The sequence below is a fragment of the Streptomyces sp. NPDC090088 genome (assembly GCF_044747345.1).
GTDB lineage: Bacteria > Actinomycetota > Actinomycetes > Streptomycetales > Streptomycetaceae > Streptomyces.
Genome location: NZ_JBIVDZ010000001.1, coordinates 1,055,715 through 1,070,826 on the forward strand (window position 1 = coordinate 1,055,715; position 15,112 = coordinate 1,070,826).

Here is a 15,112-nt window from a genome sequence, read left to right on the forward strand (position 1 = left end):
TCGTTCGTGGGGTTCATGTGTTCGAGACCTCGGGGTGCCGGCTGTCGGGGCTCTCCATCCGTGGGTGGAGGGTTCTCCATCGACCTGTGGGTGCTGGTGAGCGGTTGGGTGGTCGGAGGAGCCTTGGGGCATGGGTTCACTCCACTCGGCGCTGGTCGCTGTCACCTATGTCTGCGTGCTGGTCTTCGTCGTGGCCTGGGTCGCGGGTGCCGTCTACTTCGGCGTGAAGAGCCGGGCCGGTGCGCGCGGCTGGGTGCGGGGGCTGCGTCGCACGCTGCCGCGGCGGGTGCTGCTGGTGGCGGGCGCGTGGGTGTTCTCGTGGGCGGTCGGGCGTTCCGGGGGGTTCTGGCGGCAGCTGCGGTACTGGCAGCCCGAGCTGGCGCTGCTGGGGGCGTTGATCGCCGTCGCCTCCACCGGGCTGCTGCTGTGGGCCCGGTGGGTGCTGGGCACGATGTGGGCGAGTGTCCCGACGGTCCAGGAGCACCACGAGTTGCGCACGGACGGGCCGTACCGGCTGGTCCGCCACCCCATCTACACCGGGCTGCTCGGGCTGGTCGTCGGCGCCATGCTGGCCTGCGGCTTCGGTGTCTGGACGGCCGTCCTGGTGGTCGCCGTGCCGTGGCTGCTGCGCCGGGTCCGGATCGAGGACGGGCTGATGGCCGGGGTGTTCGGGGCCTCGTACGACGCCTACCGCGCCCGTGTCCCGGCGCTGGTCCCGCGAATACGCCCCGTCGCCGGGGTGGCGCGGAGGCCATGACGGCCGTGGCGGTCGCGGTGGGGGGTCAGGCGTGGAGGCCGGGCGTGCGGAGTCGTTCGGGGAAGGGTACTCCGGTCAGTTCCTCGGAGACCGTCCAGAGGCGGCGGGCGGTGTCGGGGTCGCCGGCCGCCGTGGAGCGGCCGACGAGGGCGGGGGCGCCGCGCTGTTCGCCGAGGCCGTCGGGGCCGATGTAGGAGCCGCCGGGGAGATCCCGGGTCGCGGCGTACAGGGTCTTGGCGGCGCCCGCCGTGCCGTCCTGGCCGACGAGGCGGTTCATCGCCCGCATGAGGACGCGGCGGCCGGGGCTGCGGTCGTGGCGCTGGAGGCCGGTGGTGGCGTGGCCGGGGTGTGCGGCCAGGGCGCGGACGGGGGAGCCGGCGGCGGTGAGGCGGCGCTGCAGTTCCAGGGTGAAGAGGAGGTTGGCCAGCTTGGACTGGGCGTAGGCGCGGACCGGGGTGTACTCGCCGGCCAGGTCCAGGTTGTCGAAGCGGATCCGGGTGCCGGGGACCTTGTGCCCGTTGGAGGAGACGGTCACCACGCGGTCGGTGAGGTGCGGCAGCAGCAGGTTCGTCAGGGCGAAGTGGCCCAGGTGGTTGGTGCCGAACTGGGTCTCGAAGCCGTCCTTGGTGCGGGACTCGGGGACGTTCATGATGCCCGCGTTGTTGATGAGCAGGTCCAGGTCCCCGTGCCAGTCCCCGGCGAACCGGCGGACGGAGGCGAGGTCGGCCAGGTCCAGCCGGCGCACCTCCAGGGTGCCGCGGGCGCCCGTGACGGTGCGGGCGGCGGCCTCGCCGCGTTCGGTGTCCCGTACGGCGAGGACGACATGGGCACCGGCGCGGGCCAGGCCGTCGACGGTGGCGAGGCCGAGGCCGCTGTTGGCGCCGGTGACCACGGCGGTGCGGCCGGTCAGGGCGGGGAGATCCGGGAGGGCGGTGGTGTGCGGAGGCTTGGTCATGGCGCCAATGTATTCAGTGAATACAATGTAGTCAATGATTACAATGTAGGTATCGATCACATAGAGGTAGGGTGATCCGCATGAAGACCCGCCCCTACCACCACGGAGACCTCCGTGCCGCGCTGCTGAGCCACGCCGAGCAGGGGCTGCGCGAGAAGGGGCCGGGGGCGCTGTCGCTCCGGGAGCTGGCCCGTGAGGCCGGGGTCAGCCCGGGGGCGCCGAGCCGGCACTTCCGGAACAAGCAGGCGCTGCTGGACGCGCTGGCGCTGGAGGGGTTCGACCGGCTCACGGCCGTGCTGACGGGGGCGGTGGAGCGGGCCGGCGAGGCGTTCGCGGACCGGCTCGCCGCGCTCGCCCGTGGCTACCTCGCCTTCACCGCCGGCAACGCGGCCCTGCTGGATCTGATGTACACGACGAAGTACGACGCCGACGCCTCCGGCGAACTGATCGCGGCCACCCGGCGGCTGTCCGCCGTGGCCTCGGGGCTGATCGAGCGCGGGCAGCGCCGGGGCGAGGTCCGCGAGGGGCCCGTGGAGCGCGTCGCCCTGCCGCTGATGGCCGCGCTGCAGGGCCTCGGCACCCTCGCCACCACCGGCGCGCTGCCCCCGGAGCGGATCGAACAGAGTCTGGACGACACGGTCGCGTTCCTGCTGCGTGGGTACGCGCCTTGAGCCCGCGACGCGGGAGAACGGAGCAGGGAGAAGGATGACCGGGCAGCAGCCGACGTTCGTGAAGGTGTGCGGGCTCACCCAGGAGCAGCAGATCGACTGGGCCGTGGAGTTGGGGTACGACGCGATCGGGATCGTCGTGACCCCGAAGAGCAAGCGGTACTGCCCGCCCGAGCGCGCCGTGCGACTCGCCGGGTACGCCCGGGGGCGGATCCCGGTCTTCGCCGTGGCCCTGACCCACGCCGAGACGGCCGGGGTCGCCGAGCACGTCGACACCATTCAGATCTACGAGACGGCCGACATCCCGAACCTCGCCCTCGCCTCCGGCAGCCCGCCCGAGAAGCCGGAGGCCCTGCAGTACTTCTTCTACGACGCCAGCGCGGGCAGCGGCGTGTTCGCGGACATCCCCGCCTGGGTCGGGGAACTGCCCGGGCGGGTCGTGATCGCCGGCGGCCTCGACGAGCACAACGTGGCTTCGGTGATCGAGGAGTTCGGCCCCTACGGCGTGGACGTCTCCAGCAGCGTCGAGACCGCGCCGGGGGTCAAGAGCCGCGAGAAGATGGCCGCCTTCCTCGCCGCGGCCCGGACCCCCGGGCGGCACACCGCCTAACGGGCGGCCGCGCGCAACTCCCGTACGATCCGGGCCGTCACCGGCACGGGGACGCCGTGCCGGTCGGCCGCGCGCAGCAAGGCGCCGCCGATCGCGTCGAGTTCGAGCGGGCGGCCGGCCTCGGCGTCGCGCTGCATCGAGGACTTCATGGCGGGCGGGAAGGCGTCGTAGCGGGTCAGGGCCTGGGCCGGGTCGACGGGGGCGCCGCAGGCGCGGCTGACCGCGGCGGTCTCGGCGAGCAGCGAGGCCAGTTCCTCGCGGTGCCGGGTGCGGGCCTCGCCGAGGGGGAGGGCGTAGCGGGTGGTGAGGAGGGCGAGGGGGGCGAGGAAGGACATCTTCGCCCAGAGGGCCGTGGTCTCGTCCTCCAGGACCCGGGTGGCGGGGCCGGCGGCGGTGAGGGCCTCGGCGAGGGCGTCCAGACGGGGGCGGGGGACCTTGGCGCCGGTCAGGTCGATCTCCGCGAAGGGGCTGGTGTGTTCGACGAGGCCCGGGGCCACGCGGGTCGACTCGACGCGGATCACGGACGGCGCCACCCGGTCCTCGGTGTAGCGGGCGCGCAGCAGCGCGGGGTGTTCGACGCCGTTCAGGAACGGCACCAGCAGGGCGTCGCCGAGGGCCGCGGGCGGGATCCGGGTGAGCGCCGCGTCCAGGGCGGTGGCCTTGACGGTGATCAGGCAGGCGTCGACCGGTTCGCGGAGGGTCGGGCCGGCCTCGACGGGGGCCGTGAAGTCGCCGTACGCGGTGCTGCGGACCTGGATTCCGCCGGTGCGCAGGGTGTGCGCCGTCTCCTCGCCGGCCAGGCAGAGGACGCGGTGGCCGGCGCGGGAGAGCAGGGCGGCGAGCAGGCCGCCGACGCCGCCTGGGCCCAGGACGGCGACGGTGAGCCGGGGGCTCGGCGTGTGGGGGGCCTGCGGCGGGTGCGGTGAGTTCGACTCGTGCGTCATGGAGTTGTCCTCTCGTCGGTCGGCCCCGGGAGCGGTGGCCGCCTCGGGAAGATCCTCGCAGGAGGCAGGGGTTCTGCGGGAGACTGGGGACATGTGCCGGAGTATCAAGACCCTGCGTCCGCCCCAGCTGCCCGAGGAGGCCACGGAGGAGGAGATCCGTGCCGCCGCGTTGCAGTACGTACGGAAGGTGTCCGGGTTCCGGTCGCCGGCCGCGCACAACCGGGAGGTGTTCGAGCGGGCGGTGGCGGCGGTCGCCGAGGCCACCGCCGAGCTGCTGGACGGGCTGGAGGTGCGGGGACAGGCGGTGCGAGGCACCGCGGGCGAGGGCGCGGCCTAGGCCGGGCGGCGTCTTCGCATCAGGTACCCCGCGCCCGCGCCCGCCGCGAACAGCGCCGCCACCGACACCGCCGTCGCCACCCAGGTGGCGCCCAGCCACTGCGCGCCCAGGTAGCCGAGGGCGACGCTGTAGACCGCCCAGGTCAGGCCCGCCAGGGCGGACCAGGGGAGGAAGTCGCGGACGCTGCGGTGGGTGGCACCGGCGCCGAGGGAGACGAGCGAGCGGCCGGCCGGGGCGAAGCGGGCCAGCACGACCAGGGCGCCACCGCCCCGGGCCAGGGCGTCGCCGAGACGTTCCTGCGCCTTGCTCAGCCGCCGGGAGCGGGCGATCGCACGGTCCAGGCGGGCCCCGCCGCGCCAGGCCAGCCGGTAGGCGACCAGGTCGCCGAGGACCGACGCGGTGGCCGCGCAGAAGGTCAGCGCCAGGATGTCGGGCACGACGTGCGGGACCTGCCCGGCCGAGGCGCCGGTGCCCGCCGCCGCTGCCGTGGCCGCGGTGATGACCAGCACCCCGCTGGGCAGGACCGGCAGGAACACATCAAGCAGCACGGAGAGCGCCACCATGGCGTAGATCCAGGGCCCGGCCTCCAGCGACCCCATACTTTCCCACACGACGGTTCCCCCGTGATTGTCCTGTTGCGCCCCCCGACGACAGCCATACAGCGTACGCCGGGGGTGTGACAGGAGTGTCACGGGGGGCACTTGAGTTCGGCAAAGGGTTATACGGAAACCGGCGTGTCGCGCCCGCCCCCGCCGGCCGGCGTCCCCGCCTCCGCCGCGGCCGTGCGCAGTACCGCCCGGGCGATCGCGTCGGCGTCCGACAGCGTCACCGAGTCCACGCCCGGACGGGCCCCGGCCGCGGTCACCCAGTGCACCCCCTCGGTGGGGACGCCGAAGGCCAGCCGCCGGGGGTGCGGCAGGCCCTGGCGGTCGACCAGGTGGTAGGGGCGTGCCGTCACGTCCAGGCCGCCGGTCTCGTGGCCGTCGACCGTGTGCGGGCGGCAGGCGCCCTCGCGCACCAGCGCGGCCAGCAGTTCGTCCGCCGTGCGGCGCAGGTCCGGCTCCGGGAGACGGGCCTCGACGAGCGTGGTCACCCGGACCGCCGAGCCGGGCACCTCGGCCGAGCGCGCGACCCAGGCGCCGTCCTCCTGGCCGACCTCCAGGCCCGGGCCCAGCACCTCCACCACGCCCGCCTCCAGCAGCGCGGTCAGTTCCTCGATACGGCGGCGGGGCGGGCCGATGGACAGGAACGCGTTGAGCGGGGTGTACCAGCCGTCCAGGTGGGCGCGTCGGGAGGTACCGGTCAGGCCGCCGTGGTCGACGACCAGCCGTATCTCGTTGCGCAGGTCCCGCAGCACGTCCAGGGCGGCCTTCAGCGGGCCGCGCACATTGCCGAGGGCGGCCTGCGCCGCGTCCTCGCGCAGATGGCCGAGGAGCCAGCCGCGCCACTGGGCGGGATCCGCGAACCCCCGCTCCCCGTACGGGCGCTGGAGGCGCTCCCAGGACCAGCGGACGGCCTCCGGGACGCCGGCCGCGTCGAGCACGGCCGCCTCCGCGCCCCGGCCGTCGGCGGCGAGGAAGCGCTCGGGGAACTCCGCATCGCCGGTCAGGGCGGTGTAGTACACCGTCTCCACCTCCTTCGCGACCAGCGGCCAGACCTCCGCGAGGAAGTCGGGCGCCTCGCCGGAGTCCGCGCGTTTACGGAAGCCCGCTATCGCCTCGGGGGTGAGCAGGAGCGGGGTGTGACGGCCGTACGGGCCCTTGGCGTTGTCGCCGCGTGCCTGGTACGGGACGCCCCGCCGGGAGCCCGCGTACAGCCGGGGCTCGCGGCCGGAGGGGGTGTAGCGCAGGCCGCCGTCGGGGGTGCGGGCGAAACGGCCGCCCCGGCCGGTGGTCAACAGGGCCAGGTGGTCGAAGAAGTTGAGGCCGAGGCCGCGCAGCAGCACCGGTTCGCCGGGCGCGATCGGGGTGAGGTCGACGTCGGCCGGGTTGGCGGGCGGGAGGTGGCGCAGACCGTGCCGGGCGGCGTGGGCGGACAGGAGGCGTTCCTCGGGGGACGCGGTCGCCGGGAGGTGGCCCTGGGCGAGGACCACCGCCGCCAGGCCGGGCAGGGTGCGGCCGTCGTCGAGGGTGAGCGTCTGGCGGCCGTCGGGGTCGTCGCCGAGGTGTACGGCCAGGCCGCGATGGGTCCGTATCCGGACCGTCTCCGGTGCCCGGGCCGCCGTGCTCGTGAACACCCACTCCAGGTAGCGGCCGTAGTGGGCGCGGGTCGGGTAGTCGTCGGGGCCCAGCTCGCCGGCCGCCCACGCGTGCAGGCTGGGGCCGGGCCGGATCGGGCCCGAGCAGTCCACGCTGTCGTCGGTGAACAGGGTGACCTGGCTCGCCACGGTGTTCATCAGCAGCTCCGCCGACTGCGCCGTGCGCCAGACCCGGCCCGGGCCGGGCGGCGCGGGGTCGATCACATGGACCGTGAGGTGCCGCCCCGGGGGCAGCAGCTCGGGGGCGGAGGCGCAGAGGCGTTCCAGGACGCTGGTGCCGCGCGGGCCGGCGCCGACCAGGGCGACGGAGACCGGCACGGATTCCTGGGGCGAGGAGGACAAGGACGTGACTCCCGGGCTGTGGGGTGCGCAGGGCAGGAAGACCGTCCCCGCACCGATGGCCGCGGGACATCCGCGGACACGGGACAGCCCGCGCCCACGAGGAATCCGCCGACATCGGAAGCGGACGGTCCGCCTCATCATGCCGTTGCGGTTAACAGAAGCCAACGCGCGTCCCACACGCCACAGTTGTCCCTCATGAGGTGGTGAGGGCGGACTCCTCCACGGTCTCCAGGCCGCCGTCGCGGCGGGCCCGCTCCAGCCGCAGCCGGGCCGAACGGCCGTGCAGCGTCAGCGTCATGAGCTGGTTGCCGAACCACGGCCCGCCCCTCTTCCGCCATGTCACCGGCGGTCGCGCACAGCGCCCGTGCCGGGCGAACCGGCGCCCGAGGAGCCGGGCCAGGGCGCTCCAGCCGAACCGGAAACCGGCCCGTATCGTCGCCGGCACGGAGTTGTGCACGGGGGAGCACGTGACTTGCAGCACACGCGAGTCGAGCGGGACCCCGGCGGGCCACGAGGGCTCGGCGATGTACGCGTGATGGACGTCCCCGGAGAGCACGCAGATGGTCGCGGGCGCCTCCGGGCCCGAACCGGCGCGGGCGAACAGATCGGTCAGTTCCGCGAAGGACGCCGGGAAGGCCGCCCAGTGCTCCAGGTCCGCCGCCCGGCGCAGCCGCTCCCCGAACTCCGCCCAGCGGGCGCCCCGTTCACCCCGGCACAGCGCCGCGTCCCAGGTCTCGACGTCGTGGATGAGGTGCGGCAGCAGCCAGGGCAGCGAGGTGCCGACCAGGAGATGGTCGTATGACTCCCGGTCGGCCAGCGCCTGTTCGCGCAGCCACTCGGCCTCGCCGGGGTCGAGCATGGAACGGTTCCGCTCGTCCAGCACCCGGGCCGCCCGGGTGTCCACCATCAGCAGCCGCACCCGCCCGAAGTCCCGCCGGTAGCTCCAGCGCACCGAGGCGGGGTCGGCGTCCGCCTTGGCGGCGAAGGCGCGCAACGCGTCGGTGCCGTCGGGGGAGTCGAGCACGGCGGCGTACAGCGGGTCGGCGGCCAGCTCGGCCGGGGAGAGGTTGCCGAGGTGCTGGTGCACCCAGTACGACATCAGCCCGCTCAGCAGCCGCTCCTGCCACCAGGGGGTGGCCCGGATGTCGGCGAGCCAGGCGGCGGAGGTGTTCCAGTCGTCGATCACGTCGTGGTCGTCGAAGATCATGCAGCTGGGCACCGTGGAGAGCAGCCAGCGCACCTCGGGGTCGAGCCAGGACTCGTAGTAGAGGCGGGTGTACTCCTCGTAGTCCGCGACCTCGGCGCCGGGCGGGTCCGCGAGGCCGCGGCGGGCGGCCAGCCAGCGGCGGGTCGCCTCCGAGGTCTCGTCGGCGTACACCTGGTCGCCCAACAGCAGCAGCACGTCGGGCCGTTCGCCGCCGGCGGCGAGGCGCGCGGCGAGGCTGTCGAGGGCGTCCGGGCCGACCGGGTCGTGGCCGTCGGCCGGGGGCGCGGCCCAGCGGCAGGAGCCGAAGACCACGTCGAGGCGGTCGCCCTCCGCCGGGACACGGATCACCGGGGGCGGGAACCGGGAGTCGGGCAGCGGCCACACCCGGGTGGAGTCCAGGATCACCTCGTACGACGGTGAGGTGCCCGGGGTCAGCCCGGTGACCGGGACGAGGGCGTAGTGGTGGCCCGCCACCTGGAAGGTGCGCGCGGCGCCGCCGGCACCGTCCTGGCAGCGCACCTCGGCGGTGCACGGACGGCTCGCCTCGACCCAGACGGTCGCCGACGAGCCGTCGGTGTACCTCAGCAGCGGTCCCAGGCGCAGTTCGGCCACGATCCCCTCCTCCGTCGCCCCGTACGGTACGGAACGACGGAGGACCGCGGGGAGGTTCCGGGACTCAGCAGCCGGCGAGGTAGCTGGTGAGCGCGCTCTTCTCGGCGGAGTCCACGGAGAGGCCGTAGTAGTACTTCACCTGGACCCAGGCGCGGACGTAGGTGCAGCGGTAGGAGGTGAGCGAGGGCATCCACTCGGCCGGGTCCTGGTCGCTCTTGGACTGGTTCACGTTGTCCGTGACGGCCAGGAGCTGCGGGCGGGTGATGTCGTTGGCGAACGCCTGGCGCTGGGCGGTCGTCCACGCGCTCGCGCCGGAGTCCCAGGCCTCGGCGAGCGGGACCAGGTGGTCGATGTCGAGGTCGGAGGCGGCGGTCCAGGTGGCGCCGTCGTAGGGGGAGTACCAGCTGCCGCTGGTGGCGGTGCAGGCGGAGTTGGTGACGACGTTCGTACCGTCCCGCTTGAGGATGTACTCACGGGTGTTGCAGGTGCCGCTGATGGTGATCCAGGTCGGGAACAGGTCCCGGTCGTAGCCGGTGCGGTTCTCGGTCGCCACGGTGAGCGAGGCGAGGTAGGTGCGGGCGGTGGAGGCGCTGACCGGCGTGGGGAGGGCGGCGGAGGCGCTCGGGGAGTTGAAGAGTGCGGCAGAGGCTATGAGTCCGGTAAGGGCGGCGAGTATGCTGACTCGTCGACGCGCGTAGAACTTCGGCATGCGAACTCCCTGGTGGGGGTGGGGTGTTGGAGCGCGAGCGAGGGAATGCTCGCGCCGCCGTGTTGCCGATGGGTGAGCGTTCGGTAAGAAACTAATGACGTGTTCATGACACGACAAGGTGTGGGACGTGACTCACAGGTGGGAGCCTCGGCCTTGGGATCGATGGCCGGGTCACGTATCGTGGTCGGCGTTGAAGGGGAGTAGCTCTTCGCCGGACCGTCGACATACTGCTCAGCCCGTCTGAGCCGGCGCCCGGAGGCGGACCTTGATCAGGAGGCCGCCAGCGAGACCTTCGGCAAGCAGTGCACGCCTGTGCCGTACGCGGCACGGGTGGACCGTGTGTGCTGCCGTGCCGAGGTGTCGTGTGTCACATGCGAAGTGCAGCACTCTCGGTGGGGCGGCCCCTACCGATTGAGGACCCTTGATCAGCATCACCGTGACGGCGCTCGTCTTCGGCGTCATCTTCCTCGCCGAACTCCCCGACAAGACCGCCCTCGCCGGCCTCGTCCTGGGTACGCGCTACCGGGCGTCGTACGTCTTCGCCGGTGTCGCCGCGGCCTTCCTCCTGCATGTCGTGCTCGCCGTCGCGGCGGGCAGCGTGCTGACCCTGCTCCCGCAGCAGATCGTGCACGCGCTCACCGGCGTGCTCTTCCTCGGAGGTGCGGCCGTGCTGCTGCTGAAGAAGGGCGAGGAGGACGAGGAGATCCGCAAGCCGGCCGACCAGTCCTTCTGGAAGGTCGCCGGCACCGGGTTCATGCTCATCCTGGTCGCCGAGTTCGGCGACCTCACGCAGATCATGACGGCCAACCTCGCGGCCCGCTACGACGACCCGCTCTCCGTGGGCCTGGGCGCCGTGCTGGGCCTGTGGGCGGTGGCCGGTCTCGGCATCGTCGGCGGCAAGGCGCTGATGAAGAAGGTGCCGCTGCGGCTGATCACGCAGATCGCCGCCGTGCTGATGCTGGCGCTGGGCGTGTGGAGCCTGTGGGAGGCGATCGCGGGCTGAGCTGAAGAGTGGGTGAACGGTCGGCGAAGGCGCTGGCGGAATCACCCCTCTGTTTTGTACCGTAGAGAAACAAAGTGGCTCCCGCCCGTTTTCCCTGACCGGCGGGCGGGGCCGCCTTGTTCTCCGCCCGGCCCGTTTAGGAGCTGCCGATGCCGGCCACCGTCGTTCTCACCGCCCGCGCCCTCCTGCTCGACATGGACGGCACCCTCGTCAACTCCGACGCCGTCGTCGAACGCATCTGGCGGCGCTGGTCCGAGCGGCACGGGCTGGACGGCGACGAGGTCATGAAGGTCGTCCACGGACGCCAGGGGCACGCCTCGATGGCCGTACTGCTGCCGGACCGGCCGGTGAAGCAGAACCTCGCGGACAACGCGCGCATGCTGGCCGAGGAGACCGCCGACATGGACGGCGTGATGGAGGTGCCCGGCGCGGCGGCCTTCCTCGCCTCGCTGAGCGGCCTGCCGCACGCGCTCGTCACCTCGGCGGACGTGCCCCTGTCCACCGCCCGGATGGCCGCGGCCGGCCTCCCGCTGCCCACCGTACGCATCACGGCGGAGTCGGTCGGCGCGAGCAAGCCGGACCCCGAGGGCTTCCTCAAGGGCGCGGCCGAGCTGGGCGTCGCCCCTGCCGACTGCGTGGTCTTCGAGGACTCCGGCGCGGGCATCGCGGCGGGGCGGGCGGCCGGGATGCGCGTGGTGGGGGTCGGGGCCCGGGCCGCCGTGCACGGGCCGGACGCGGTGGTGCGGGACCTGACGGGGGTACGGGTGGAGAGCGTCGGCGCCGGGCTGATCCAGCTGCACGTCGGCTGAGGCCCGGGGCGGGGGGCAGCGCCCCTTTAGGGGCGCGGGGAACTGCGCGACCAGCCCCCACGCACCCGCACCCGACCACGCACCGAACCGCCCCCTGTCGGCCCGCCCCCTACGGCTCCGTCGTCTCCGATTCCAATGACGCCCGCGTGGCCGCGCCGTACACCCCCGACTCGTCGGTCAGGATCCCCCGTGCCAGTTGGTACGTCCGCACCGCGTCCTCGGTCTTCTGGTCGTAGTGGCCGGTGGCCTTCCCCGAGTAGAGGTTCAGCTGGGCCAGCCGGAGCTGCAACTCGGTGACCTCCGCGCCGGAGTCGCCGGGGCGCAGGACCCCGCCCGAGGTGGGCTGCGCGGACTCGCCCGTGCCCATCGCCGACGCCGAGACGGACGGGCTCGCCGAGCGGGACGCCGTCCGGGAGGGGGCCGCGCTCGACGGCGAGGAGGACGTGCTCGGCGACGCGCTCGGGCTGGCGGAGGGGGACGGCGAGGACGAGGGCGAGGACGAGGTGCTCGGCGTCGCGGCCGAGGGGGACGCCGTGCTCGGGGTCACGTCCGGGATGCTCTGCCGTACGTCCTCGGGGCCCGCCGTGTCCCGCGTCGGCGTCGCGTGCGAGAAGGCGCCGCTCACGATGCCCGCCACCGCCACCACGCCCACCACCGCCGCGACCGCCGCCGCCAGGAGCAGGGCCCGCCGGGGCCGGCGCCGCGGCTCCTCGGCCGGGGAGCCGCCGGGGGCGTCCGTCGCCGGCCCCGGAGTCGGACCCGTCGGCTCCGGCACCGCCCGCAACGGCACCGTCGGCTGCGCCACCACCGGCAGCGGCTCGGTCTCCCCGCCGTCGGCGCCGGCGCCCGCTCCCGCGCCGGTCTCGATGTCGATGTACGGCCGTATCCGCAGCGGATCGAAGTCCTCCGCGGCGGCCTGCTCGGCCGTGCGCGCGTCACGCAGCGCGTCGGACGTCCGCTGGTTGCAGTCGCAGGAGGGCGAGCCGTCCGGTTCCTTCGGCGCCCCGCACTCCGGGCACTGATGGCCCCCGGTCGTATCCGTCACGGTGTTCGTCCCACCCCTGTCACGCATCTCACGAACTCCACAGACTATGCGGAGCACCCACACGTACGTTCGCAGGAACCCCATGTTTCAGGGGCCGTGAAGGGGACTCGACGGGCCATAACGGGTGACACCGTCCACGATGGAAGATGGCCCGAAGCCCCGGGAGGTCTCCATGGCCCTGGACACGACGCACCCCACCGCGAAGGACGCGGAGCACGTCCCCGGCAACGTGCTCGTCCCGATCGGCGCGCTGCTGCTCGGCCTGCTGCTGGCCGCGCTCGACCAGACGATCGTGGCGACGGCGCTGCCGACGATCGTCAGCGACCTGGGCGGTCTCGAGCATCTGTCGTGGGTGGTCACCGCCTATCTGCTGGCCTCCACCGCCGCCACCCCGCTGTGGGGCAAGCTCGGCGACCAGTACGGACGCAAGCGGCTCTTCCAGATCGCGATCGTGATCTTTCTCATCGGGTCCGCGCTCTGCGGGACGGCCCAGGACATGGGCCAGCTGATCGCCTTCCGCGCGGTGCAGGGGCTGGGCGGCGGCGGCCTGATCGTGCTGTCGATGGCGATCGTCGGCGACCTCGTGCCGCCGCGCGAACGAGGCCGCTACCAGGGGCTGTTCGGTGCCGTGTTCGGCGCGACCAGTGTGCTCGGGCCGCTGCTCGGCGGGGTCGTCACCGAGCAGCTGAGCTGGCGCTGGGTGTTCTACGTCAACCTGCCCGTGGGCGTCGTCGCGCTCGCCGTGATCGCCGCCGCGCTGCACATCCCGCGCCGCCGGGCCCACCACGTCATCGACTACCTCGGCACCCTCCTGATCGCCGCCGTCGCCACCTGCCTGGTGCTGGTGGCCTCGCTGGGCGGCACGACCTGGCGCTGGGGCTCGCCGCAGATCATCGGGCTCGCGGTGCTCGGGGTGCTGCTCGCCCTCGCCTTCGTGGCCGTCGAGCGCCGGGCCGCCGAACCGGTCCTGCCGCTGAAGCTCTTCGGCATCCGCACCTTCACCCTCGCCGCCGTGATCAGCTTCATCGTCGGCTTCGCGATGTTCGGCGCGATGACCTACCTGCCGACCTTCCTTCAGGTCGTGCACGGCATCTCGCCGACCCTGTCGGGCGTGCACATGCTGCCGATGGTGATCGGCCTGCTGCTGTCCTCCACCCTCTCCGGCCAGATCGTCAGCCGCACCGGCCGCTGGAAGGTGTTCCCCGTCACCGGCACCGCCGTGACCGCCCTCGGCCTGCTGCTCCTGCACCGGCTCGACGAACACAGCTCCACCGCCGAGATGAGCGCCTACTTCTTCGTCTTCGGGCTCGGCCTCGGCCTGGTGATGCAGGTGCTGGTGCTGATCGTGCAGAACTCCGTCTCGTACGAGGACCTCGGCGTCGCCACCTCCGGCGCGACCTTCTTCCGCTCCATCGGGGCCTCCTTCGGCGTGGCCGTCTTCGGTTCCGTCTTCGCGAGCCGGCTCGCCGACAAGCTGGCCGACGCCTTCCGGGGCGTCCGCCTCCCGCCCGGCGCCACCCCGGGCGCCCTCCAGGCCGACCCGCGCGGCATCGCCGCCCTGCCGCCCGCGCTGCGCCCGGCGGCCCTGCACGCGTACGCGTCCTCGATCACCGACGTCTTCCTGTACGCGGCCCCGGTCGCCCTCCTCGGCTTCGTCCTCGCCTGGTTCCTCAAGGAGGACCGGCTGCGCGGGTCGGTCACCGCGCCGGACGCCTCGGAGACCATCCCGCCCAACCCGGTCCAGCGGTCCTCCTACGACGAGTGCTGCCGGGCGCTGTCCGTGCTCGGCACCCGCGAGGGGCGCCGGGAGGTCTACCGGAAGATCAACGAGCGGGCCGGGGTGGACCTGCTGCCCGCCGCCGGCTGGCTGCTGCTGCGGATCCGCAAGTACGGCTCGGTGGAGCCGGGGCAGCTCGCCGAGCGCGGCCCGGTCCCGATGACCGTCGTCCTGGAGGGCGCCCGCCAGCTGGAGGAGCGGCACCTCGCCGAACGCCTGGGCCTGGACCTGACGTTGACCCAACAGGGCCGCGAGGTCGCCGAACGCCTCGCGAAGGCCCGCGAGGCGTCCCTGGCCGACCTGCTGGGCGACTGGTGGAGCCCGGACCGCCCCACCGACCTGGACCGCCTCGTACGGGAGCTGACCGACGAGCTGTGCGGCACCGAACGCGAGCAGCCGCAGCACCCGTCGGCGGGCCCGGTCAGGTGAGCGCCAGCTCCTTGCGGAACCAGTGCTCGGCGTAGACGTCGTCGTTGTGCGGGCCGGTCTCCGTGTAGCCGAGCCGCGCGTACAGGGAGCGGGCCTCCACCAGGTCGGAGCGGGTGTCCAGGACGATCCGCCGGGCGCCCAGCGCACGCGCCGCGCCCTCCGCCGCCGCGACCAGGAGCGGGGCACCGCCCCTGCCGCGCAGCTCCTCGCGCACGAAGACACGGGTGAGTTCGGCGGTGGCCGGGTCCAGGAGCCGTACGCCCGCGCTGCCGGCCGGCTCGCCGTCGTACCGCGCGATCAGCAACCGCCCGGTGGGCGGGGCGAGTTCGGGACCGGTCCGGGCGGCGACCTCGCGCTCCAGCTCGGCCGGGTCGGTGCGGCGGCCCTCGTGGAGCAGGTACCAGCGGTCGCTGACCTCGGTGTAGTACGCCCGCCACAGGGCGAGCGCGACGGGCGAGTCGGGGCGTTCGGGGGTGACGGTCCAGGAGGTCATGGGTCCTGATTCCAGGCCGGTCGGGGGTGCCCGCGCAACCGGATATGCGCCGGATATGCGGGCGGGGGAGGCCCGTTGGCGGTTGCCGGGAACGCCCCTCGGCGGTTTGCGGGCCGCCGCTCGGGTCACCCGTAGGGCGAGCCGGCCCGTCGGGCCGA

General features: G+C 73.6%; 16 protein-coding genes. 8 read left to right on the forward strand and 8 right to left on the reverse strand.

Annotated elements, in window-relative coordinates; translation table 11 throughout:
• Window positions 1-130: 130 nt before the first annotated feature.
• Window positions 131-757 carry an isoprenylcysteine carboxylmethyltransferase family protein gene (locus ACIPSJ_RS04685; RefSeq protein ID WP_359208279.1) on the forward strand — a complete coding sequence of 209 codons (627 nt, stop codon included), beginning with the start codon at window positions 131-133 and terminating at the stop codon, window positions 755-757.
• Window positions 758-782: 25 nt separating this feature from the next.
• Here the strand turns inward: ACIPSJ_RS04685 and ACIPSJ_RS04690 are convergent, their stop codons facing one another.
• Entirely contained in the window at window positions 783-1,712 is a 930-nt protein-coding gene (locus ACIPSJ_RS04690; protein ID WP_401343360.1) for an oxidoreductase, read from the reverse strand.
• Window positions 1,713-1,792: 80 nt separating this feature from the next.
• On the opposite strand from ACIPSJ_RS04690, the gene ACIPSJ_RS04695 reads away from it, so the two are divergent.
• Window positions 1,793-2,383 (forward strand): TetR/AcrR family transcriptional regulator, encoded by a 591-nt coding sequence (locus ACIPSJ_RS04695; RefSeq protein ID WP_401343362.1) that lies wholly within the window; start codon window positions 1,793-1,795, stop codon window positions 2,381-2,383.
• A 34-nt stretch (window positions 2,384-2,417) separates the two neighbouring features.
• The gene (locus tag ACIPSJ_RS04700) at window positions 2,418-2,990 is read left to right on the forward strand and encodes a hypothetical protein (RefSeq protein ID WP_359208270.1); all 573 of its coding nucleotides are present in this window, start codon (window positions 2,418-2,420) and stop codon (window positions 2,988-2,990) included.
• Here the strand turns inward: ACIPSJ_RS04700 and ACIPSJ_RS04705 are convergent.
• Window positions 2,987-3,934 carry a ketopantoate reductase family protein gene (locus tag ACIPSJ_RS04705; protein WP_401343365.1) on the reverse strand — a complete coding sequence of 316 codons (948 nt, stop codon included), beginning with the start codon at window positions 3,932-3,934 and terminating at the stop codon, window positions 2,987-2,989. The two genes, ACIPSJ_RS04700 and ACIPSJ_RS04705, sit on opposite strands and share 4 nt — an antisense overlap.
• A 91-nt stretch (window positions 3,935-4,025) precedes the next feature.
• Here ACIPSJ_RS04705 and ACIPSJ_RS04710 point away from each other — a divergent pair, with 91 nt between their 5' ends.
• A complete protein-coding gene (locus ACIPSJ_RS04710) occupies window positions 4,026-4,271 on the forward strand; it encodes a DUF2277 domain-containing protein (RefSeq protein WP_401343368.1) in 246 nt (81 codons plus the stop codon).
• Here the strand turns inward: ACIPSJ_RS04710 and ACIPSJ_RS04715 are convergent.
• The 4 genes from ACIPSJ_RS04715 to ACIPSJ_RS04730 form a co-directional block, all read right to left on the reverse strand.
• On the reverse strand, window positions 4,268-4,882 hold the full coding sequence (locus ACIPSJ_RS04715; protein ID WP_359208261.1) for a VTT domain-containing protein: 615 nt from the start codon (window positions 4,880-4,882) through the stop codon (window positions 4,268-4,270). The two genes, ACIPSJ_RS04710 and ACIPSJ_RS04715, sit on opposite strands and share 4 nt — an antisense overlap.
• Window positions 4,883-4,989: 107 nt before the next feature.
• Window positions 4,990-6,870 carry an FAD/NAD(P)-binding protein gene (locus tag ACIPSJ_RS04720; RefSeq protein WP_401343371.1) on the reverse strand — a complete coding sequence of 627 codons (1,881 nt, stop codon included), beginning with the start codon at window positions 6,868-6,870 and terminating at the stop codon, window positions 4,990-4,992.
• A 193-nt stretch (window positions 6,871-7,063) separates the two neighbouring features.
• Window positions 7,064-8,689: an alkaline phosphatase D family protein gene (locus ACIPSJ_RS04725; RefSeq protein WP_401343373.1), complete on the reverse strand. Its 1,626-nt coding sequence runs from the start codon at window positions 8,687-8,689 to the stop codon at window positions 7,064-7,066.
• A 64-nt stretch (window positions 8,690-8,753) separates the two neighbouring features.
• Window positions 8,754-9,398, reverse strand: coding sequence for an HNH endonuclease family protein (locus tag ACIPSJ_RS04730; RefSeq protein WP_359208252.1), 645 nt, complete (start codon window positions 9,396-9,398; stop codon window positions 8,754-8,756).
• A 421-nt stretch (window positions 9,399-9,819) separates the two neighbouring features.
• Between ACIPSJ_RS04730 and ACIPSJ_RS04735 the strand changes: the two genes are divergently transcribed.
• Both ACIPSJ_RS04735 and ACIPSJ_RS04740 read left to right on the forward strand, forming a co-directional pair.
• A complete protein-coding gene (locus ACIPSJ_RS04735) occupies window positions 9,820-10,401 on the forward strand; it encodes a TMEM165/GDT1 family protein (protein WP_355710914.1) in 582 nt (193 codons plus the stop codon).
• 149 nt (window positions 10,402-10,550) lie between these two features.
• Complete coding sequence (locus ACIPSJ_RS04740) at window positions 10,551-11,210, forward strand: HAD-IA family hydrolase (protein WP_401343377.1); 660 nt, start codon at window positions 10,551-10,553, stop codon at window positions 11,208-11,210.
• A 109-nt stretch (window positions 11,211-11,319) separates the two neighbouring features.
• Here the strand turns inward: ACIPSJ_RS04740 and ACIPSJ_RS04745 are convergent, their stop codons facing one another.
• Entirely contained in the window at window positions 11,320-11,577 is a 258-nt protein-coding gene (locus ACIPSJ_RS04745; protein ID WP_359208245.1) for a peptidoglycan-binding domain-containing protein, read from the reverse strand.
• Here ACIPSJ_RS04745 and ACIPSJ_RS04750 point away from each other — a divergent pair.
• Together ACIPSJ_RS04750 and ACIPSJ_RS04755 are read left to right on the forward strand one after the other, a co-directional pair.
• The gene (locus ACIPSJ_RS04750) at window positions 11,570-12,232 is read left to right on the forward strand and encodes a hypothetical protein (RefSeq protein WP_401343379.1); all 663 of its coding nucleotides are present in this window, start codon (window positions 11,570-11,572) and stop codon (window positions 12,230-12,232) included. The genes ACIPSJ_RS04745 and ACIPSJ_RS04750 overlap by 8 nt on opposite strands.
• Window positions 12,233-12,394: 162 nt before the next feature.
• Window positions 12,395-14,461 carry a DHA2 family efflux MFS transporter permease subunit gene (locus tag ACIPSJ_RS04755; protein WP_401343382.1) on the forward strand — a complete coding sequence of 689 codons (2,067 nt, stop codon included), beginning with the start codon at window positions 12,395-12,397 and terminating at the stop codon, window positions 14,459-14,461.
• Here the strand turns inward: ACIPSJ_RS04755 and ACIPSJ_RS04760 are convergent.
• Window positions 14,454-14,954, reverse strand: a complete 501-nt coding sequence (locus tag ACIPSJ_RS04760) for a GNAT family N-acetyltransferase (RefSeq protein ID WP_401343385.1) — start codon at window positions 14,952-14,954, stop codon at window positions 14,454-14,456. The two genes, ACIPSJ_RS04755 and ACIPSJ_RS04760, sit on opposite strands and share 8 nt — an antisense overlap.
• Between the last annotated feature and the right edge of the window lie 158 nt (window positions 14,955-15,112).

Excerpts from the sequence above, each read along its gene's own strand:
- ACIPSJ_RS04740 (WP_401343377.1), top strand. The coding sequence starts at position 10,551 with ATGCCGGCCACCGTCGTTCTCACCGCCCGCGCCCTCCTGCTCGACATG.
- ACIPSJ_RS04730 (WP_359208252.1), bottom strand. The coding sequence starts at position 9,398 with ATGCCGAAGTTCTACGCGCGTCGACGAGTCAGCATACTCGCCGCCCTT.
- ACIPSJ_RS04745 (WP_359208245.1), bottom strand. The coding sequence starts at position 11,577 with ATGGGCACGGGCGAGTCCGCGCAGCCCACCTCGGGCGGGGTCCTGCGC.
- ACIPSJ_RS04710 (WP_401343368.1), top strand. The coding sequence starts at position 4,026 with ATGTGCCGGAGTATCAAGACCCTGCGTCCGCCCCAGCTGCCCGAGGAG.
- ACIPSJ_RS04755 (WP_401343382.1), top strand. The coding sequence starts at position 12,395 with ATGGAAGATGGCCCGAAGCCCCGGGAGGTCTCCATGGCCCTGGACACG.
- ACIPSJ_RS04705 (WP_401343365.1), bottom strand. The coding sequence starts at position 3,934 with ATGACGCACGAGTCGAACTCACCGCACCCGCCGCAGGCCCCCCACACG.
- ACIPSJ_RS04690 (WP_401343360.1), bottom strand. The coding sequence starts at position 1,712 with ATGACCAAGCCTCCGCACACCACCGCCCTCCCGGATCTCCCCGCCCTG.
- ACIPSJ_RS04760 (WP_401343385.1), bottom strand. The coding sequence starts at position 14,954 with ATGACCTCCTGGACCGTCACCCCCGAACGCCCCGACTCGCCCGTCGCG.
- ACIPSJ_RS04695 (WP_401343362.1), top strand. The coding sequence starts at position 1,793 with ATGAAGACCCGCCCCTACCACCACGGAGACCTCCGTGCCGCGCTGCTG.
- ACIPSJ_RS04685 (WP_359208279.1), top strand. The coding sequence starts at position 131 with ATGGGTTCACTCCACTCGGCGCTGGTCGCTGTCACCTATGTCTGCGTG.
- ACIPSJ_RS04700 (WP_359208270.1), top strand. The coding sequence starts at position 2,418 with ATGACCGGGCAGCAGCCGACGTTCGTGAAGGTGTGCGGGCTCACCCAG.